We start from the raw sequence: 18,381 nt of genomic DNA, 5'->3' as shown, positions 1-18,381 counted from the left end.
GCTGAGCCGAGGCTTTCCGGGCCGGGGGCTCGTATGGCCAGGGGGGCTCGTGCAGCTGGGGGGCTCATGCGGCCGGAGGGCTCGTGCGGCCGGGGGGCTCGTGCGGCCAGGGGGCTCGTGCGGCCAGGGGCTCATGCTCAGCCCGTCGGCGCCGACGCCCCCCGGAAAGTGCGGCGGTACGCCATCGGCGAGACGCCGATGGCCGCGTGGAGGTGCTCGCGCAGGGAGGTGCCGGTGGCGAAGCCGACCCGGCCGGCGATGTCGTCGACGGCCAGGTCGGTGGTCTCCAGGAGGTGCTGGGCCCGGGAGACGCGCTGCTGGATCAGCCAGCGCCCCGGGCTCGTCCCGACCTCGTCGCCGAAGCGCCGCGCGAAGGTGCGCAGGCTCATCCGGGCGTGCCCGGCGAGTTCGCTCAGCGTCAGCGGCTCGTGGAGGTTCTCCAGCGCCCACTGGCGGGTGGCGGAGGTGCCGCTCCCGTCCGCCGGGGGCACGGGGTGCTCGATGTACTGGGCCTGCCCGCCGTCCCGCCACGGCGGTACGACGCACGCGCGTGCCACGTGGTTGGCGACGGCCGCGCCGTGGTCCCGTCGTACGAGGTGGAGACAGACGTCGACGCCGGACGCGGCGCCGGCCGAGGTCAGCAGGGTGCCGTCGTCCACGAAGAGCACGTCCGGGTCGACCGCGACCTCCGGGTACCAGGAGCGGAAGAGGTCGGTGACGGCCCAGTGGGTGGTGGCCGGGCGTCCGTCGAGGAGTCCCGCCGCCGCCAGGACGAAGGCACCCGTGCAGATGGACACGATCCGGGTGCCAGGGCGGATCGTCTTGAGGGCCTCGCCGACCCCCGGCGGCAGTTCGCGCGAGAGGCGGGAGAGGTCGAACGGCGGCAGCAGCACGGTGTCCGCCGTCGCGAGGACCTCGGGGCCGTGCCCCACCGTCACCGAGAAGTCGGCGTTCGTGGCGACGGGACCGCCGTCGACCGAGCAGGTCAGGACCTCGTAGCGGTCCTGGAGCGCGCCGAAGACCCGGCTCGGGATGCCGAGTTCGAAGGGGTACACCCCGTCCAGGGCGAGGACGACGACACGGTGGACACTCATGGCACGATCCCGTCGGAAGTTGGCATTCATGCCATGGTACCGGGGTGGGCTCCGCGACGAGGCTGGACGGCATGACGAACACGAACACCGCCACCGCCACCGCCACCGCCACCGCCACCACGGCTGCCCGCACCATGCGCGCCATCAGCCAGGACACCCACGGCACCCCCGACGTCCTGAAGCAGGTCGACCTTCCCCGTCCCGTCCCCGGCCCGAGCGAGATCCTCGTCGCCGTCCGCGCCTCCGGCGTCAACCCGACCGACTGGAAGCACCGCGCCTCGGGACTCTTCCTCGACCGGCTGCCGCTCGTCCTCGGCTGGGACGTCTCCGGCGTGGTCGAGGCCGTCGGCTTCGGCGTCACCCTGTTCAAGCCGGGCGACGAGGTCTTCGGGATGCTGCCCTACCCGCACGGCGTCGGCTCCCACGCCGAGTACGTGACGGGCCCGGCCCGCGCCTTCGCCGCCAAGCCCGCCGGCATCGACCACGTGCAGGCCGGCGCCCTGCCGCTCGCCGCCCTCACCGCGTACCAGGCGATCGTCGACACCGCCGGGGTGCGCGCCGGTCAGCGCGTCCTGATCCACGCCGCCGCCGGCGGGGTCGGCCACCTCGCCGTCCAGATCGCGAAGGCCCGCGGCGCGTACGTCATCGGCACCGCCAGCGCCCCCAAGCACGAGTTCCTCCGCTCGATCGGCGCGGACGAGGTGATCGACTACCGCACCACCGATTTCCGCGACGCCGTCCAGGACGTCGACATGGTGCTCGACCCGCTCTCCGGCGACACCCGCGCCCGCTCCCTCGACGTCCTGCGCCCCGGGGGCCTCCTCGTCTCGATCATGCCGGGAAACGACCCCGACGAGGCCGCGAAGGCCGCGGCCCGCGGGGTCCGCGTGGAGACCCTCCTCGTCGAGGCGGACCACGCCGGTATGAACGCCGTCGCCGACCTGGTCGCCTCCGGCGCCCTGCGCGCCCACGTCGAGGCCGTCTTCCCGCTCGCCGAGGCGGCCAAGGCCCATGCCCTGGGCGAGACGAACGGCACGACCGGCAAGATCGTGCTGACCGTCCCGTAAGCAAGCGCCTCTCGTCGCACACCCCGACCCGCCCCTCCCCGAAGGTGGCGGTGGCGGTCCCAGGCTCATCGCGCACCGCCTCGGCCCGCCCCCGCCGCCCAGGAGCGTGGGCATGAAGCGATCCACCGCCCCCACCGTCCTGATCACCGGCGGCACCTCCGGCATGGGGCTCGCCCTGGGCAGTACGGACGCCGCCGTACGGGCCCTGTCCTGCCCCCCGGGCACATACAACGTCGTGGACGACGAGCCGGCCCCCGCGCACACCTGGCTGCCTCTGCTCGCGCAAATCCTGGGCGTGCCCGCACCGGAACGCACCGAGGCCCGAACCCCCTGGGCCCGAGGCGCCCTCAACACCCGTACCCGCGAACTCGGTTGGACCTCAACCCGACCGTCCTGGCGCACACCAGCCAGTCCCCGCCCGATCTCCGGAACGCCCGCCGGGGTCGGCCTCTCACCCCGCCGCGCGCGCCTGGCCAGCCGCTCCGGAAGGTAGTGCAGCGCGGCGTCCTCGGCGGTGGCGCGCACCCGCTCCTCCGTGCCGGATGCCGGGAGACTACTGACAGCCGTCCGCGAGCCGCGCGTCCGCCGGATCCGGCGGATCCGCCGGATCTGCGTGACCTTCGCCGCCGCAAGGTCGATACTGCCCAGGTCGACATGGATCCACGCCCGACCCTGCCAGCCCCGCGAGGAGACACCGTTGAAGATGCTGATCAATGTGCCCGAGAGTGTCGTGGCCGATGGGTTGCGGGGGCTTGCCGCGGCGCATCCGGAGTTGACCGTGGACGTGGAGCAGCGGGTGGTGGTGCGGCGGGACGCGCCGGTGGCGGGGAAGGTGGCGCTGGTCTCGGGGGGCGGGTCGGGGCACGAGCCGTTGCACGCGGGGTTCGTGGGGCCGGGGATGCTGGACGGGGCGTGCCCCGGGGAAGTGTTCACGTCGCCGGTTCCGATGCAGATGGTGCGGGCGGCGGCGGCCGTGGACAGTGGGGCCGGGGTGTTGTTCGTGGTGAAGAACTACACCGGGGACGTGCTGAACTTCGAGATGGCCGCCGAGCTCGCCGAGGACGAGGGCATCCAGGTGGCCAAGGTGCTCGTGGACGACGACGTGGCCGTGACGGACAGTCTGTACACGGCGGGGCGGCGCGGGACCGGGGCCACGCTGTTCGTGGAGAAGATCGCGGGGGCGGCGGCCGAGGAGGGTGCGCCGCTGGAGCGGGTGGAGGCGCTGGCGCGGCGGGTGGTGGCGCGGTCGCGGTCGTTCGGGGTGGCGCTGAGTGCGTGCAGCACACCCGCGAAGGGCGGTCCGACGTTCGATCTGCCGCCGGGGGAACTGGAGTTGGGGGTCGGGATCCATGGGGAGCCGGGGCGGGAGCGGCGCGGGATGATGACCGCCGGGGAGATCGCCGAGGTCGCCGTCGACGCCGTCCTGGACGACCTGCGGCCCTCGGACCCCGTCCTGCTCCTGGTGAACGGGATGGGCGGGACGCCGCTCCTGGAGCTGTACGGGTTCAACGCGGAGGTGCGGCGCGTGCTCGACGCCCGGCGGGTGCCGGTGGCGCGCACGCTGGTCGGGAACTACGTGACCTCGCTCGACATGGCGGGCTGTTCGGTGACCCTGTGCGCCGCCGACGAGGAGCTGCTGCGGTTGTGGGACGCGCCGGTGGCCACGCCCGCGCTGCGCTGGGGACGGTGAGCGGGCGATGACGACGGAGACGTACGGTGCCGCCTTCGCGGTGCGGTGGATGGAGGGCGTCGCGGCGGCCGTCGAGCGGGAGGCGGGGCGGCTCACCGACCTCGACGCAGCGATCGGCGACGCGGACCACGGGGCCAACCTGAAGCGCGGGTTCACGGCCGTGGCCGAGGCGCTGGCGAAGGAGCCGCCCGCGACGCCGGGCGCGGTCCTCGTCACCACCGGCGGGCTGCTGATCGCGACCGTGGGCGGGGCCTCGGGGCCGCTGTACGGGACGCTGCTGCGGCGGGCCGGGAAGGCGCTCGGCGGGGCCGGGGAGGTCTCGCGGGCGGAGCTGGCGGACGCGCTGGCCGCCGGGGTCGCGGCGGTCGGGGCACTCGGCGGGGCGGTCCCCGGCGACAAGACGATGCTGGACGCGCTGACGCCAGCCGTGGAGGCGCTGCGCGAGTCGTTCGGCGCCGCGCGGTCGGCGGCGGAGGCGGGCGCGCTCGCGACCGTGCCGCTGCGGGCCCGCAAGGGCCGGGCCAGTTATCTCGGCGAGCGGTCGGTCGGCCACCAGGACCCGGGGGCGACGTCCTCGGCGCTGCTGTTCGCCGCCCTGGAGGAGGTGGCGGCGGGATGAGCGGGGAGCGGGTCGGGATCGTGCTGGTCTCGCACAGCGCGGCCGTCGCCGCCGCCGTCGCGGAGCTGGCGCGCGGGCTCGCCGGCGGCGGTGACCTGGCGCCGGTCGCGGCGGCCGGCGGCGCTCCCGACGGCGGTCTCGGTACGAGCTCCGAGCTGATCGCCGCGGCGGCGAAGTCCGTCGACGCGGGCGCCGGGGTGGCGCTCCTGGTGGACCTGGGCAGCGCGGTCCTCACGGTGAAGGCGCTCCTCGCGGAGGGCGACGAACTCCCGGCGGGCGCGCGGCTCGTGGACGCGCCGTTCGTCGAGGGCGCGGTGGCCGCCCTGGTGACGGCGAGCGCCGGCGGCGACCTCGACGCGGTCGCGGCGGCGGCCTCGGAGGCGTACGGCTACCGCAAGGTCTGACGCCCACGCCGACCGTGTCCCGCCCGCGCCGACCGTGTCATGCGCCCGCCCCGTGTCCCTCTCGTCCACCGCCCGTCACACGCCCGCCGGCGCGGGTGTGTGACGGCGGTAGCGACCCGGCGGGAGGCCGTGACGGTGGGAGAAGGCGCGGGAGAAGGCGAACTCGGAGGCGTAGCCGACGGATCGGGCGATGTCGTCGACCAGGGAGTCGGTGTCGCGGAGGAGGCGGGCGGCGAGGTCGACGCGGAGTCCGGCCGGGTAGGCGAGCGGGGTGCTGCCGACGAGGTCCTTGAACCGGCGGGCGAACGCGGCCCGGGACATCGCCACCGCGCGGGCCGGGCCCTCACCGTCCAGGCGCGCTGCGGCTCCTCGTGCATCAGGGAGAGCGAGGTCCCGATCCGCGGGTCGCGCAGGGCCGTCAGCCACGAGGGCCCGGCCGGTTCGCCGTCGGCGCCGCGCTCCAGCCAGGCGCGGACGGCCTGCGCGAAGAGCACGTCGGTGAGCCGCGTCGCGAGGGCCTGCGCACCCGGGCGCCGGCGGGTGGCCTCGGCCGCGATCAGCCGTACCGTGGCCTGGAGTTCGGGGTCGGCGCTCATGCCGGGGAGGTGGACGACCCGGGGCAGGGCGGCCAGCACGGGGTGCCGTCCGAGCGCGCCCCCGTAGGCGAACCTGCCGCACACGACGCGGACGACCGGGCCGTCGCCACCGCCCGCGACGCCGGAAGCCTCGCCGACCTGTCCGGGCGGTACGGCGACGCCGTGCTCGCCCTGACCCTGGACGTGACCGACAAGGACGCGGTGTTCGCGGCCGTCGGGAGGGCCAGGGAGCACTTCGGCCGGCTCGACGTGGTCGTCGACAACGCCGGGTACGGCCTGTTCGGCGCGCTGTGGGTGACCCAGGCCGCGCTGCCGCATCTGGGCGAGCGGGGCGGCGGGGGCCACATCGTGCAGATCTCCTCCACCGGCGGCGTCGCCGCCTGGCCGCTGGTCGGCGGCTACCACGCCTCGAAGTGGGCCCTGGAGGGGCTCACCGAGTCGCCGGCGCGGGAGGTCTCGGGCCTCGGCATGAAAGTCACGCTCGTCGAGCCGGGGGCGTACGCCACCGGCTGGGGCGGGCCGTCGGCCGTCCATTCGGAGCCGATCCCGGCGTACGACGGTACGACGGCGTCCGCGAGAGGCTCGGCGGGTTCATCGCGACGCTGGACCTCGGCGACCCGGCCGCCGCAGGCCTGGCGCTCCTCGGAATCGTCGACGCGGACGCCCCGCCGCTGCGCGTCTTCCTCGGCACCCAAAGCAACGAGATGCTGCCGCGGGTCTGCGCCGACCGGTTCAAGACCTGGGCCGACCGGCAGGACCTTTCGGTGCGAACACGGTGCGAACACAGGGCCGAGCGCGGGCGGCCGTCGGGGCTTCGGAGCGCGAGTGACCGACCCCGCATTGTGATGAAGCAGGTCAACACACTAATGTCACAGGGCCTTGGTGTTCGGGAAACCGGTGCAGTACCGGTGCGGCCCTCGCCACTGTGATCGGGAGGTCCAGCTCCGTCCCTTCGGGGAAGCCACTGCTCCGCCGCGGGAGACCGTCGCGGGGTGGGAAGGCGGAGTCGGGCGGCACTACCGTCAGCCAGGAGACCGGCCAGGGCGCGTTGTCCATCCACGAGGTGCTGGAGAGGGTCTCCCGATCATGCATATCGCCGAGGGGTATCTGCCCCCCGTCCACGCGGCCGCCTGGGGCGTCGCGTCGGCTCCGTTCGTCGTCCACGGGGTCCGCGCGCTCACCCGCGAGGTGCGCGCCAACCCCGAGTCCACCCTGTTGCTCGGCGCCTCGGGCGCCTTCACGTTCGTCCTGTCCGCGCTCAAACTGCCCTCGGTGACGGGCAGTTGTTCCCACCCTACGGGTACGGGACTGGGCGCCATCCTGTTCCGGCCACCGATCATGGCGGTGCTCGGCACGATCACCCTGCTGTTCCAGGCGCTGCTGCTCGCCCACGGCGGGCTGACCACGCTGGGCGCGAACGCCTTCTCGATGGCGATCGTCGGACCGTGGGCCGGGTACGGCACGTACCTGCTGGTCCGGCGGTCCGGGGCGCCGCTGATGGTGGCGGTGTTCTTCGGCGCGTTCGTCGCCGACCTCTCCACCTACTGCGTGACCAGCGTCCAGCTGGCCCTCGCCTTCCCCGACCCGGGCAGCGGCGTGGCGGGCTCGCTCGCCAAGTTCGGCGGGATCTTCGCGGTGACGCAGATCCCGCTCGCGGTGAGCGAGGGGCTGCTGACCGTCCTGGTCATGCGGCTGCTCGCCCAGTCCAGCAAGGGCGATCTGCTGCGGCTCGGCGTGCTCGCCGCGCCGAAGGCGGCCGAGCGGCGCGAGGAGGCGGCGGCGTGATGAGCAGGAACACGAAGATCAACGGTCTGCTGCTCCTGCTGGTGGCGGCGCTGGCCGTGCTGCCGCTGGCGCTGGGGCTCGGCGACCACAAGGAGGAGCCGTTCACCGGCGCCGACGCCGAGGCCGAGACGGCGATCACGGAGATCGAACCGGACTACGAGCCGTGGTTCTCGCCGCTGTACGAGCCGCCGTCCGGCGAGATCGAGTCGGCGCTGTTCGCCCTGCAGGCGGCGCTCGGCGCCGGTGTCCTCGCGTACTACTTCGGGCTGCGGCGCGGCCGGCGGCAGGGCGAGGAGCGGGCGGCGGCCCGTGCGGAGGGCGGCGTGACCGTCCCGGACACGGACAAGGACGCGTAGCCGCCGATGCTGCCGATCGACGCGGCGGCGCACAGCAGTCGCTGGCGCCGCCGCCATCCGGCGGAGAAGGCCCTGCTCGGTTTCGGTCTGACGCTGTGCGCGGTCTGCCTGCCGCCGTGGCCGGGGGCGCTCCTGGTCGCCTCGGCGACCCTCGCCGTGCTGCTCGGTCCGGCCGGTGTGCCGGGCCGGCAGCTGTGGCGGGCCTTCCGGATCCCGCTGGGCTTCTGCGTCACGGGGGCCGTTCCGCTGCTGTTCTCGGTGGGCGGGCCCGCCGGTCTCGTCGCCTGGGCGCCGGACGGTCCGGTGCACGCCGGGGAGCTGCTGCTGCGGACGGCGTCGGCCTCGCTGGGCGTGCTCCTGTTCGCCTTCACGACGCCGGTGTCGGACGTGCTGCCGCGGCTCGTTCGGGCCGGGGTGCCGGCCCCCGTGGTGGACGTGGCCCTGGTGATGTACCGGATCGTGTTCCTGCTGCTCGACGCGCAGAGCAAGGTGCGGCAGGCGCAGGCGGCGCGGCTCGGGGCGACGACCCGGGCCGCGGTGTGGCGCTCGATGGCGGGGCTCGGCGCCACCTCGTTCGTGCGGGCCTTCGACCGGGCGCAGCGGCTCCAGACCGGACTCGCCGGGCGCGGTTACGACGGCACCCTGCGGGTCCTGCTGCCCGAGGCGTCCGTCTCCCGCCCGTTCCTCGCGGCGACGGGCGGCCTCCTCGCGGGGCTCGTCGCCCTCACCCTCGTACTGGAAAGGCTTCTGCCATGACGACCCCCACTCCGGTCGTGGAGCTGGTCGGCGCGGGTTTCGCGTACGAGGACGGGCCGGCCGTCCTCACGGATGTCTCCTTCGCCGTGCACGAGGGGCGGGCCGTCGCCCTGCTCGGGCGCAACGGCGGCGGGAAGACGACGCTGCTGCGGCTCCTGAGCGGCGGGCTGCGGTGCGGGAGCGGGGCGCTGCTCCTGGACGGGGCGGAGGTGGCGCACGACCGGAAGGGGCTGACCCGGCTGCGGACCTCCGTGCAGCTGGTGGTGCAGGACCCGGACGACCAGCTCTTCGCGGCCTCGGTGGCGCAGGACGTGTCCTTCGGGCCGATGAACCTGGGGCTGCCGGAGGACGAGGTACGGCTCCGGGTGACGGAGGCGCTGGAGGCGCTGGACATCACCGCGCTCGCGGACCGGCCCACACACCTGCTGTCCTACGGGCAGCGGAAGCGGGCGGCGATCGCGGGCGCGGTGGCGATGCGGCCCCGGGTCCTGATCATGGACGAGCCGACGGCCGGTCTCGACCCGCACGGTCAGGAACGGCTCCTGGAGACCCTGGAGCGGCTGCGGGCGGCGGGCACGACGGTGGTCATGGCCACGCACGACGTGGACCTGGCCCTTCGCTGGGCCGACGAGGCCGCCGTCCTCTCCCCCGCCGGGCTGCGCACCGGCCCGGCGGCCGACCTGCTGGCCGACGACGCCCTCCTCGACGCGGCGCGCCTGCGCCGCCCATGGGCGGTGTCGGTGGGACGGCTGCTGCGGTCCCAGGGGCTGCTGCCGGAGGGCGTACCGACCCCCCGGACGGCGGAGGACCTCGACGCGCTCCTGGACAGGGTGGGGTGAGCGGTCCGGTGGAATGAGCGGGTCGCGCGGCCGGTCGGGCGGGGCGATCGGCCCGGGGGGCAGGCCCGGTCGGCGCCCCCGTCACCGAAGACCCGACCGGCACAGATCCCACCGACACAGGCCCGACCGGCGGCCCCGCCACCGCGGGCCCGACCGGCACAGGCCGGACGGCACAGGCCGGACGGACGGACGGCACAGACCGCACGGCACAGACCGGACGGGCGGACGGCATAGGCCGGACGGCACAGGCCGGACGGACGGACGGCACAGGCCGGACGGACGGACGGCACAGGCCGGACGGACGGTCCGCACAGGCCCGACCGCACAGGCCCGACCAGCAGCCGGCTTGGTCGGCGGCCCGGGCGGGCCGCCTGGACGGGCGGCCGACCCGGACGGTGGCCCGGACCGCGGCCCCGGCGGCCGTCCCCTGTGGTTCAGTCGTCCGCCGCGACGAGCAGGGTGAGTCGGCCCGTTCCGTGGTTGATCAGGACCAGTTCGTGGAACTCGCCGTGGACGCTTGCCCAGTCGTGGTACTCGGCCTCGCCGAGGCCGTCGAGGTGGTGGACGGCGTCCGCCGCCGCCAGGGCGTCGTACGCCTCGCTGCGCAGGGCCTCGGAGAGCGGGGCGGGGAGGGGGCCGTGCTGGTCGGCCCAGGTCCTCAGGAGGAGGGTGGCCCGGTCGCGGCCGATCGGCTCGTACGCCTCGGGGGTGACGCAGCGGAGCCAGTACTCGCCGTGGCGGGTGCCCTCGGGGTCCACTCCGCCGCCGGCGTAGTCGTCGCGGAACTGCTCGTGTGCGATGAGCGCGGCGAGGAGGTCCCGGTCCGTGGCGGACGCCGCGCGCCCGGGGAGGGCGAAGTGCTTCACGTCCAGCCAGCGGAAGGCGTGCGCGTGCGGACGCGGCTCCGCGAAGTCGAAGTGCCGGAAGTTCACGAAGGCGCTGCCCTCGTGGGTGAGCGTCCATCCCATGGTCCCTCAGCCCAGCCACGGCAGGCCACCGCTTCTACCGAGTAGTAACCATCACACCCCGAACCTTCTGCAACTAGTTGCATAAACGCCGCCGCGTCGCCTACAACAGGATCCGACGATCCCTGCGCGAGGAGGCGCCCCGTGACCGCGACGACCCCGTACCCGCATCTGCTCAGCCCGCTCGACCTCGGGTTCACCACCCTGCCCAACCGGGTGATCATGGGCTCGATGCACGTCGGCCTGGAGGAGACCGAGCACGGCTTCGAGCGGATGGCCGCCTTCTACGCCGAGCGGGCCCGCGGCGGCGCCGGCCTCATCGTCACCGGCGGCATCGCGCCCAACGAGGCCGGACGGCCGTGGGACGGCGGCGCCAAGCTCACCACCGGCGAGGAAGTCGCCGAGCACCGGCTGATCACCGACGCCGTGCACGCCGAGGGAGGCAGGATCGCCATGCAGATCCTGCACTTCGGCCGGTACGCCTACCACCCCGGCCTCGTCGCGCCGAGCGCGATCCAGGCGCCCATCAGCCCCTTCGTGCCGAACGAGCTGACCGACGCCGAGGTCGAGCAGACCGTCGAGGACTACGCACGCTGCGCCGAGCTCGCCCGCGAGGCCGGCTACGACGGCGTCGAGGTCATGGGCTCCGAGGGCTACCTCATCAACGAGTTCATCGCCGCCGCCACCAACCACCGCACCGACCGCTGGGGCGGCTCCTACGAGAACCGCGTGCGGTTCCCGCTGGAGATCGTCCGCCGGATCCGCGAGCGGGTCGGCACCGACTTCATCATCGTCTACCGGCTCTCCATGCTGGACCTCGTCCCCGGCGGTTCCACCCTGGAGGAGGTCGTCCAGCTCGCGCAGGAGATCGAGGCGGCCGGCGCCACCATCATCAACACCGGCATCGGCTGGCACGAGGCCCGCATCCCCACCATCGCCACCTCCGTGCCGCGCGGCGCCTACACCTGGGTGACGAAGAAGCTGATGGGCTCGGTCTCCGTGCCGCTCGTCACCTCCAACCGCATCAACACCCCGGAGGTCGCCGAGGAGATCCTCGCCGACGGCCGCGCCGACCTCGTCTCGCTCGCCCGCCCCTTCCTCGCCGACCCCGCCTTCGTGAACAAGGCGGCCGCCGGCCGGGCCGAGGCCATCAACACCTGCATCGGCTGCAACCAGGCCTGCCTCGACCACACCTTCAACCTCAAGATCACCTCCTGCCTGGTCAACCCGCGCGCCTGCCACGAGACCGAGCTGGTCCTCTCCCCCACCCGCCTCGCCAAGCGGATCGCCGTCGTCGGCGCCGGCCCGGCCGGCCTCTCCTGCGCCGTCTCGGCGGCCGAGCGCGGCCACACCGTCACCCTCTTCGACGCCGCCGCCGAGATCGGCGGCCAGCTGAACGTCGCCAAGCGGGTCCCCGGCAAGGAGGAGTTCGACGAGACCCTCCGCTACTTCCGCGTCCGGCTCGCCGAGCACGGCATCGACGTCCGCCTCGGCACGTACGTCTCCGCCGACGACCTCGACGGCTACGACGAGGTCGTCGTCGCCACCGGCGTCACCCCCCGCGACCCCGGCATCGAGGGCCAGGACCACCCCAGCGTCCTCAGCTACCTCGACGTCCTCCGCGACGGCGCGCCGGTCGGCGAGCGGGTCGCCGTCATCGGCGCCGGCGGCATCGGCTTCGACGTCGCCGAGTTCCTCACCGACGGCGGCGAGGGCGCGAGCCAGGACCCCGAGACGTACTTCCGCCAGTGGGGCGTCGACACCTCGTACGAGAACCGGGGCGGCCTGCGCAAGCCCGAGCGGAACGCGCCGCCGCGCCAGGTCCACCTGCTCCAGCGCAAGACCACCAAGGTCGGCGCCGGACTCGGCAAGACCACCGGCTGGATCCACCGCACCGAGCTCAAGCACCGCGGCGTCGCCATGGTCGCCGGCGTGAGCTACGACCGGATCGACGACGAGGGCCTGCACCTCACCGTCGACGGCGAGCCGCAGGTCCTCCCGGTCGACACGATCGTCCTCTGCTCCGGCCAGGAGCCGCGCCGGGACCTGTACGAGGAGCTGGTCGCCGCCGGCCGCCCGGCGCACCTCATCGGCGGGGCCGACGTCGCCGCCGAACTGGACGCCAAGCGCGCGATCGACCAGGGCACCCGGCTCGCCGCCACCCTGTGAGCGCGGCCGGCCGCCCGACCTAGGATGCCCGCATGTCCCTCCCGCACGCGATCCTCACCGCGCTGCTCGAGAAGCCGTCCTCCGGTCTCGAACTGACGCGCCGCTTCGACAAGTCGATCGGCTACTTCTGGTCGGCGACGCACCAGCAGATCTACCGGGAGCTGGGGCGCCTGGAGGAGGCGGGGCAGATCCGCGCCCTGCCCTCCCCCGTGCCGGTGCGCGGGCAGCGCAAGGAGTACGAAGTGCTGCCCGCGGGACGGGAGTTCCTGCGGGAGTGGGTGGGCGCCGCCGAGGACCCGAAGCCGCTGCGGTCCGCGCTGCTGCTGCGGATGCGGGCCGCGGCCGTGGTCGGCTCGGCCGGGCTGCGGGCCGAGCTGGAGCGGCACCTCGCGCTCCACCGGGCGCAGTTCGACGAGTACACGGGCATCGAGGAGCGCGACTTCCCGGCCGAGCGGCGCGCCGCCGAGCCCGACCGGCTGCGCCATCTCGTGCTGCGCGGCGGCCTCGACCTGGAGCGGTTCTGGGTGGAGTGGCTGACGGCCGCGCTGGAGGAACTGGGCCCGGAGGACTGACCTGAGCGGCCGCACGGGCGGGTGCGCGCCCGTCCCGCGCCCTTCCGCCCCCGGCGCGCGCCGGGGCTCTCCCCCTCCGCCGTGGATACTGGTCGGTACCGGTTTCATGGTCCACGGAGGGAAAGGGCGGGTATGGCCGACGACTTGGGGCGCCGCGGCACACGACACGCGGTGGTCATCGGGGGAAGTCTCGCCGGACTGCTGGCGGCGCGGGTGCTCGCGGAGCACGCGGAGCGGGTCACGGTCGTGGAGCGCGACCGGCTGCCCGAGGGGCACGACGCCCGGCCGGGGGTGCCGCAGGGCCGGCACCTCCATGTGCTCATCGAGGGCGGCCAGCGGGCGCTCGACGAACTGCTGCCCGGCTTCATGGACGAGCTGCGGGAGCTGGGCGCGCCGAAGGTCGGGATGCCGACGGACATGGTGCAGTGGCAGGCGGGCCAGTGGTTCACCCGGTCCCCCGCCTCCGCGCACTTCTACAGCGGCCCGCGGGCCCAGCTGGAGTGGCTGGTGCGGCAGCGGGTGCTCGCGGACCCGCGCATCGAACTCGTCGAGGGCACCGAGACGGTGGGCCTGGCCGGCACGGCCGCGCGGGTGACGGGGGTACGGCTCCGGGAGCGCGGCGCGGGCGCCGGGCAGGAGCCCCGTACCCTCGCCGCCGACCTGGTGGTGGACGCCTCCGGACGGTCGACGAAGGCGGCGGACTGGCTGGCCGGGATCGGCGCGGAGGCCCCGCACGAGGAGACCCTCGACACCGGACTCGCGTACGCCTCCCGGATCTACCGGGCGACGGACGCGGTGCCCGCCACCGACGCCCAGGGGTACTACATCGTGCCGGGCCCGCGGCAGACGTACGGCGGGGTGATCGTGCCGCTGGGCGACGGGCACCACATGGTCACCTTCTCGGGGCTGCGCGGGGAGGCGCCGCCCACCGAGGAGGAGGCGTTCGAGGCGTACGCGAAGCGGCTGCCGCACCCGGTGCTCAGCGAGTGGCTGGCCGGGGCGGAGCCGGTGACGCCGGTCCACGGCTTCCGGCGGACCGCCAACGTCCGCCGCAGGTACGACCGTCCGGGCCGCCGCCCGGCCGGTTTCCTCGCCACCGGCGACGCGCTGTGCGCGTTCAACCCGATCTACGGACAGGGCATGACGACGGCGGCGCTCGCCGCGGTGGCGCTGCGCCGGGCGCTGGCCGAAACCCGCCGGGTCCCGACGACGGCGCGGGTGCAGCGGGCGCTCCTGGAGTCGTCCCGGCAGGCCTGGGACATCTCGGCGGGCGCGGACAAGAAGATGCCGGGCGCCACGGGCGACGCGGCCCGTCTCCAGCCGGCGGACAGGTTCGCCGACTGGTACCTGGGCCGGATCCAGGAGCTGGCGGCGGGCGATCCGGCGGTCGGAACGCACTTCCGGGCGGTCCTGAACCTGACGGCCCCGCTGAGCAGCCTCTTCGCCCCGTCGCTCGTCCGCGCGGTGCTCTTCTCGCCGGTGCCGGAGACCCCGGCGGAGCCGCCGCTGCTGAAGGACGCCTGACCGTCCGGCCGTCGGAGGGCGGGCGGTGGTGTCCGCACGCCCTCCGGGCTCCGGGGCCCGCCCTCCGTCAGACGCCCGGGGCCGCCGTGATCATGCCGGCGGCGATGCCGGCGCCGAGGGTGGCGTAGTCGTCGGCGTTCTGGCTCGCGTAGGCGAGGGAGAAGTCGGCGACGGCGCGGTCGAAGACGTCGGAGGAGCCGAGGTAGGCGGCGATGGCGACGCGGTCGCCGGAGCGGGCGTGGGCGCGGGCCAGGGCGCGGCCGCACAGCCGGGCGTAGTCGCGCAGCAGGGCGGGGGTCATCGTCTCGACCTCGGCGGAGCCCTTCATGTCGCGCAACTGCCGCCAGTAGAAGTGGCGTTCCTCGGGTCCGGTCATCCAGCCGAGGAAGATGTCGCTGGCGGCCTGGGTGAGGCGCTGGCCGCAGACGACGCGCCGGCCCTGGTGGTCGTAGACGGTGGGCGGGAGGTAGGCCTCCAGGACCGAGCGGCCGGCCTCCTTGATCTGGAGGATCAGCGGGTCGCCGTCGTCGCGGCCTTCGAGGAGGACGACGAAGCAGCGGGTGCCGACGCTGCCGACGCCGACGACCTTGCGGGCGGCGTCGCGGAAGCGGTAGCGGTCGAGGAGGACCCGGCGCTCCTCGGAGAGCGAGCTGCGGTAGTCGCCGAAGATCTTGCCGAGGGCGACCCGGTCGAGGTCGGGGACGCGTTCCAGGAGCGGCGGGTCGTCGGCGATGCGGCGCTCGCCGTCGCCGTCCCGGGTGGTGAGCTTGTCGAAGGCCTGGAGGCTGGTGCGGCGGCGGGCCTTGGCGAGGTTGCGGGTGAGCCGCTCGCGTTCGCGGGGGCGGGCGAGGGCGGTGAGGTCGTCGGCGGAGATCCGCTCGTACCAGACGGTGAGTTCCCCGAGGCCGGCGAGGCGGCGCATGGCGGTGCGGTACGCCTCGGCGGCGGCGAGCGCGGCACGGTGGGCCTTGGGGCGCGGGCTGCCGTTCTGGAGGGCGGCGACGGCGATGCTGGCGGCGAGGCGCTTGACGTCCCATTCGAAGGGGCCGGGGAGGGTCTCGTCGAAGTCGTTGACGTCGAAGAGGAGCGTCCGTTCGGGTGAGGCGTAGACGCCGAAGTTGAGCAGATGGGCGTCGCCGCAGAGCTGGACGGTGAGTCCGGTGTTCCGGGTGGCGCCGAGGTCGGCGGCCATGACGGCGGCGGCGCCCCGCAGGAAGGCGAAGGGGGAGGCGGCCATCCGTCCGTACCGGACGGGTGCGAGGTCGGGCAGGCGGTCGGCGGCCTGCTTCTCCAGGACCGTGAGCGGGTCGGGGCGCTGCGAGCTCGGTATCCAGCGGCCGTGCGAGGACCGCGGGACCTTCTTGCGGGCCGCGCGGCCGCGTGCGGAGCGCTCGGAGGGCGTCGTCATCCGGCCTCACCCCTGTTCCTCCGCCGGCATCGCCGGTCCTGTCGCCTGGTCCCCATTACAGGGCGCCGCGCGGGTTTCGGCCACTCTGCACGGTCGCCCTAGCGGAATGGTTTAGACCAATGATAGGAATTGATCACCCATACGGCCCACGCGGTGACGCTGAGCGAAGAAGGGGTCCATCATGGCCGTACCCGATTCCGCGCCCGATTCCGAGCCCCCGGAGGGGGTGGTCCCGCGCTATCTGCGGGTGGCCGCCGCCCTGCGGGACGACCTCGTCCGGCACGCCCTCGCCCCCGGGAGCAGGCTCCCCTCGGAACGTTCCCTGGCGCAGCGGTACCACGTCAACCGGCAGACCGTCCGCAGCGCGCTCCAACTGCTCCGCGAGGAACGGCTCGTGGTCACCGACCGGCGCGGCACCTTCGCCGCGCACGACCCCTCGCACGGCCCCGCGCACGGGGAGGCGCCGCGGCCCGCGCCGCCGCCGGCCCCGTCCGCCGCGCGACCGGTCTTCCCCGGCGGGCCGCGCGCGGCGGAGGCCCTGGTGCGGGCCTCGCTCGACTGGGAGCCGCCGCCGTCGGCGCTGGCCGCGCGGCTGCACCTGGCGCCGGGCGAGCCGACGCTGGTGCACCGCCACCGGGTCCTCGCCCCGCAGGGTCCCGAACTGCAGCGGGCGGTCTCGTGGTTCTCGCGGGCCGCCCTCGAAGAGATCCCGCAGCTGGCCCGCTACCGGCGGGCCCGGTACGGCGTGCGCCAGCCGGACCTGCGACTGCTGTACCACTGGATGCACCAGGCCGGCCTGCGGGCCACCCACCGCGAGTCGGTCAGGGTCCCGCCCGGTACCGCCGGGGCGGCGGCGGGCGGTGCGGCCCGGCTGAGCGTCCACCGGGTGGTGAGCGACCAGCACGGGCACGTCCTGGAGGTCACGGACATCGACTTCTCGGCCAGGGAGGCTGCCTGGACGTACGAGTACAGCCTCTGACAAGCCCCCTGACGGGGGATCAGACGAGGTTCTCGGCGAGCTCCGCCTCCTCGCGGGCCGTACCGCCGTACGGGGTCGGCGTGCCGTACGACCGGCGGGCGGCGTACCACCAGACGGTCGCCAGGAGGAGGACGACGGCGAGGGCGATGACCGCGTAGTTCATGGTGTCGACGGTCACCGGGCTCTTCTGGGGCAGGCAGAAGAGGACGGTCACGACCGCGACCCAGCCGACGGCGGTCCAGCCGATCGGCCGGCTCCAGCGGCCGAGGCTCCACGGGCCGGGCGTGAAGTCGCGCCCGGCCCGCAGCCGCAGGAGGATCGGGATGGCGTAGGCGGGTGTGATGCCGATGACGTTGATCGCGGTGACCGCGCCGTACGCCGTCGGCGAGTACAGCGACGGCAGGGCGAGCACCGCGGCGGCGCCGACCGACAGCCAGACCGCCGGCACCGGCGTCCGGTTGCGGGCGCTGACCTTCCGCCAGGTCGCCGACGCCGGAAGGGCGTTGTCGCGGCTGAACGCGAAGACCATGCGGCTGGCGGCGGCCACCTCGGCGTTGCCGCAGAAGAGCTGGGCGACGATGACGACGAGGAGCAGGGCGGTGGCGCCGCCGGAGCCGAGGGCGTCGAGGAAGATCTGGGCGGGCGGCACGCCGGTCGCGCTGCCGACGGTGCCCGCGTAGTCCTGGATGGCGAAGGTGAGCCCGGCGAGCAGCGCGAAGCCGGCGATCCAGGAGACCCAGATGGCGCGGACGATGCCCTTGGCCGCCGTGACGGAGGCGTTGGCGGTCTCCTCGGAGAGATGGGCGGAGGCGTCGTAGCCGGAGAAGGTGTACTGGGCGAGGAGGAGTCCGATCGCGGCGACGTAGAACGGATTGGCCCAGCCGGTGTCGTTGACGAACTCGGTGAAGACGAAGCCGGCCGACTGGTGGCGGTCGGGGACGATCGTGAGGGCGCCGACGATCACGGCGACGCCCGCGAGGTGCCACCAGACGCTGATCGAGTTGAGCACGCTGACGAGGCGCACGCCGAAGAGGTTGAGGGCGGCGTGGACCAGCAGGATCGCCAGGAAGATCAGGAAGGTGGAGCCGGGCGTCGGCTCGAAGCCCCACTGGAGGTTGAGGAAGGCGCCGGTGAAGAGGGCCGCGCCGTAGTCGATGCCGGCGATGGCGCCGAGCAGACCGAGCAGGTTGAGCCAGCCGGTGTACCAGCCCCAGCGGCGCCCGCCGAGCCGGTCCGCCATGTAGTACAGCGCCCCTGAGGTCGGGTAGGCGCTGGTGACCTCGGCGAGGGCGAGGCCGACGCAGAGGACGAAGAGGCCGACGCCCGCCCAGCCCCAGAGCATCACGGCGGGGCCGCCGGTGCCGAGCCCGAAGCCGTAGAGGGTCATGCAGCCGGAGAGGACGGAGATGACCGAGAAGCTGATGGCGAAGTTGCCGAAGCCGCCCATGCGGCGGGCGAGCACCGGCTGGTAGCCGAGCTCGCGCAGCCGGGCCTCCTCGTCGGGTAACGCCGGGGACGGGTGGCGCGGTGCCTCGGGTGGGATGGGGCGGGACATCGG

19 protein-coding genes and 1 riboswitch are annotated in these 18,381 nt (G+C 74.3%); of the genes, 14 read left to right on the top strand and 5 right to left on the bottom strand.

Annotated features, from left to right (window positions below):
* Positions 1-137: 137 nt before the first annotated feature.
* Positions 138-1,094: a helix-turn-helix domain-containing protein gene (locus HHL19_RS29415; protein ID WP_169093401.1), complete on the bottom strand. Its 957-nt coding sequence runs from the start codon at positions 1,092-1,094 to the stop codon at positions 138-140.
* A gap of 134 nt (positions 1,095-1,228) precedes the next feature.
* On the opposite strand from HHL19_RS29415, the gene HHL19_RS29410 reads away from it, so the two are divergent.
* From HHL19_RS29410 to HHL19_RS29390, 5 genes are all read left to right on the top strand, one after another.
* The gene (locus HHL19_RS29410; RefSeq protein ID WP_206325902.1) at positions 1,229-2,161 is read left to right on the top strand and encodes an NADP-dependent oxidoreductase; all 933 of its coding nucleotides are present in this window, start codon (positions 1,229-1,231) and stop codon (positions 2,159-2,161) included.
* Between the two features lie 112 nt (positions 2,162-2,273).
* The gene (locus tag HHL19_RS36890) at positions 2,274-2,654 is read left to right on the top strand and encodes a hypothetical protein (RefSeq protein WP_206325893.1); all 381 of its coding nucleotides are present in this window, start codon (positions 2,274-2,276) and stop codon (positions 2,652-2,654) included.
* 210 nt (positions 2,655-2,864) lie between these two features.
* Positions 2,865-3,851, top strand: a complete 987-nt coding sequence (gene dhaK, locus HHL19_RS29400) for a dihydroxyacetone kinase subunit DhaK (protein WP_169093465.1) — start codon at positions 2,865-2,867, stop codon at positions 3,849-3,851.
* A 7-nt stretch (positions 3,852-3,858) separates the two neighbouring features.
* Positions 3,859-4,470: a dihydroxyacetone kinase subunit DhaL gene (dhaL, locus tag HHL19_RS29395; RefSeq protein WP_169093399.1), complete on the top strand. Its 612-nt coding sequence runs from the start codon at positions 3,859-3,861 to the stop codon at positions 4,468-4,470.
* Positions 4,467-4,874 (top strand): PTS fructose transporter subunit IIA, encoded by a 408-nt coding sequence (locus HHL19_RS29390; RefSeq protein ID WP_169093398.1) that lies wholly within the window; start codon positions 4,467-4,469, stop codon positions 4,872-4,874. The genes dhaL and HHL19_RS29390 overlap by 4 nt, the downstream gene beginning before the upstream one ends.
* Before the next feature lie 75 nt (positions 4,875-4,949).
* On the opposite strand, the gene HHL19_RS29385 is transcribed toward HHL19_RS29390, so the two are convergent.
* Positions 4,950-5,201 carry a helix-turn-helix transcriptional regulator gene (locus tag HHL19_RS29385; RefSeq protein WP_346768579.1) on the bottom strand — a complete coding sequence of 84 codons (252 nt, stop codon included), beginning with the start codon at positions 5,199-5,201 and terminating at the stop codon, positions 4,950-4,952.
* Between the two features lie 278 nt (positions 5,202-5,479).
* Here HHL19_RS29385 and HHL19_RS29375 point away from each other — a divergent pair, with 278 nt between their 5' ends.
* The 5 genes from HHL19_RS29375 (at position 5,480) to HHL19_RS29355 (ending at position 9,206) form a co-directional block, all read left to right on the top strand.
* Positions 5,480-6,316 (top strand): SDR family NAD(P)-dependent oxidoreductase, encoded by an 837-nt coding sequence (locus tag HHL19_RS29375; RefSeq protein WP_346768578.1) that lies wholly within the window; start codon positions 5,480-5,482, stop codon positions 6,314-6,316.
* Positions 6,306-6,528, top strand: a riboswitch (cobalamin riboswitch). (Overlaps the previous gene by 11 nt.)
* A 28-nt stretch (positions 6,529-6,556) precedes the next feature.
* A complete protein-coding gene (locus tag HHL19_RS29370) occupies positions 6,557-7,255 on the top strand; it encodes an energy-coupling factor ABC transporter permease (RefSeq protein ID WP_169093396.1) in 699 nt (232 codons plus the stop codon).
* A complete protein-coding gene (locus HHL19_RS29365; protein WP_169093395.1) occupies positions 7,255-7,611 on the top strand; it encodes an energy-coupling factor ABC transporter substrate-binding protein in 357 nt (118 codons plus the stop codon). Before HHL19_RS29370 ends, HHL19_RS29365 begins: the two co-directional genes overlap by 1 nt.
* 6 nt (positions 7,612-7,617) lie before the next feature.
* Positions 7,618-8,367 carry a cobalt ECF transporter T component CbiQ gene (gene cbiQ, locus HHL19_RS29360; RefSeq protein WP_169093394.1) on the top strand — a complete coding sequence of 250 codons (750 nt, stop codon included), beginning with the start codon at positions 7,618-7,620 and terminating at the stop codon, positions 8,365-8,367.
* A complete protein-coding gene (locus HHL19_RS29355; protein WP_169093393.1) occupies positions 8,364-9,206 on the top strand; it encodes an ATP-binding cassette domain-containing protein in 843 nt (280 codons plus the stop codon). Before cbiQ ends, HHL19_RS29355 begins: the two co-directional genes overlap by 4 nt.
* A 434-nt stretch (positions 9,207-9,640) precedes the next feature.
* On the opposite strand, the gene HHL19_RS29350 is transcribed toward HHL19_RS29355, so the two are convergent.
* Positions 9,641-10,174, bottom strand: coding sequence for a hypothetical protein (locus HHL19_RS29350; RefSeq protein WP_169093392.1), 534 nt, complete (start codon positions 10,172-10,174; stop codon positions 9,641-9,643).
* A 141-nt stretch (positions 10,175-10,315) separates the two neighbouring features.
* Between HHL19_RS29350 and HHL19_RS29345 the strand changes: the two genes are divergently transcribed.
* From HHL19_RS29345 to HHL19_RS29335, 3 genes are all read left to right on the top strand, one after another.
* Positions 10,316-12,340, top strand: coding sequence for an NADPH-dependent 2,4-dienoyl-CoA reductase (locus HHL19_RS29345; protein ID WP_169093391.1), 2,025 nt, complete (start codon positions 10,316-10,318; stop codon positions 12,338-12,340).
* A gap of 32 nt (positions 12,341-12,372) precedes the next feature.
* Complete coding sequence (locus tag HHL19_RS29340; protein WP_169093390.1) at positions 12,373-12,912, top strand: PadR family transcriptional regulator; 540 nt, start codon at positions 12,373-12,375, stop codon at positions 12,910-12,912.
* Between the two features lie 132 nt (positions 12,913-13,044).
* Entirely contained in the window at positions 13,045-14,436 is a 1,392-nt protein-coding gene (locus tag HHL19_RS29335) for an FAD-dependent monooxygenase (protein WP_169093389.1), read from the top strand.
* Between the two features lie 67 nt (positions 14,437-14,503).
* Here HHL19_RS29335 and HHL19_RS29330 read toward each other — a convergent pair whose 3' ends face one another.
* On the bottom strand, positions 14,504-15,844 hold the full coding sequence (locus HHL19_RS29330; RefSeq protein WP_169093388.1) for a DUF2252 domain-containing protein: 1,341 nt from the start codon (positions 15,842-15,844) through the stop codon (positions 14,504-14,506).
* Positions 15,845-16,025: 181 nt separating this feature from the next.
* On the opposite strand from HHL19_RS29330, the gene HHL19_RS29325 reads away from it, so the two are divergent.
* Complete coding sequence (locus tag HHL19_RS29325; protein ID WP_169093387.1) at positions 16,026-16,823, top strand: GntR family transcriptional regulator; 798 nt, start codon at positions 16,026-16,028, stop codon at positions 16,821-16,823.
* 19 nt (positions 16,824-16,842) lie between these two features.
* Here HHL19_RS29325 and HHL19_RS29320 read toward each other — a convergent pair whose 3' ends face one another.
* Entirely contained in the window at positions 16,843-18,378 is a 1,536-nt protein-coding gene (locus HHL19_RS29320; protein WP_169093386.1) for an amino acid permease, read from the bottom strand.
* Between the last annotated feature and the right edge of the window lie 3 nt (positions 18,379-18,381).

The organism is Streptomyces sp. R302 (genome assembly GCF_012927245.1).
Classification (GTDB): Bacteria; Actinomycetota; Actinomycetes; order Streptomycetales; family Streptomycetaceae; genus Streptomyces.
This window is presented reverse-complemented; position numbering and strand designations above follow the sequence as displayed.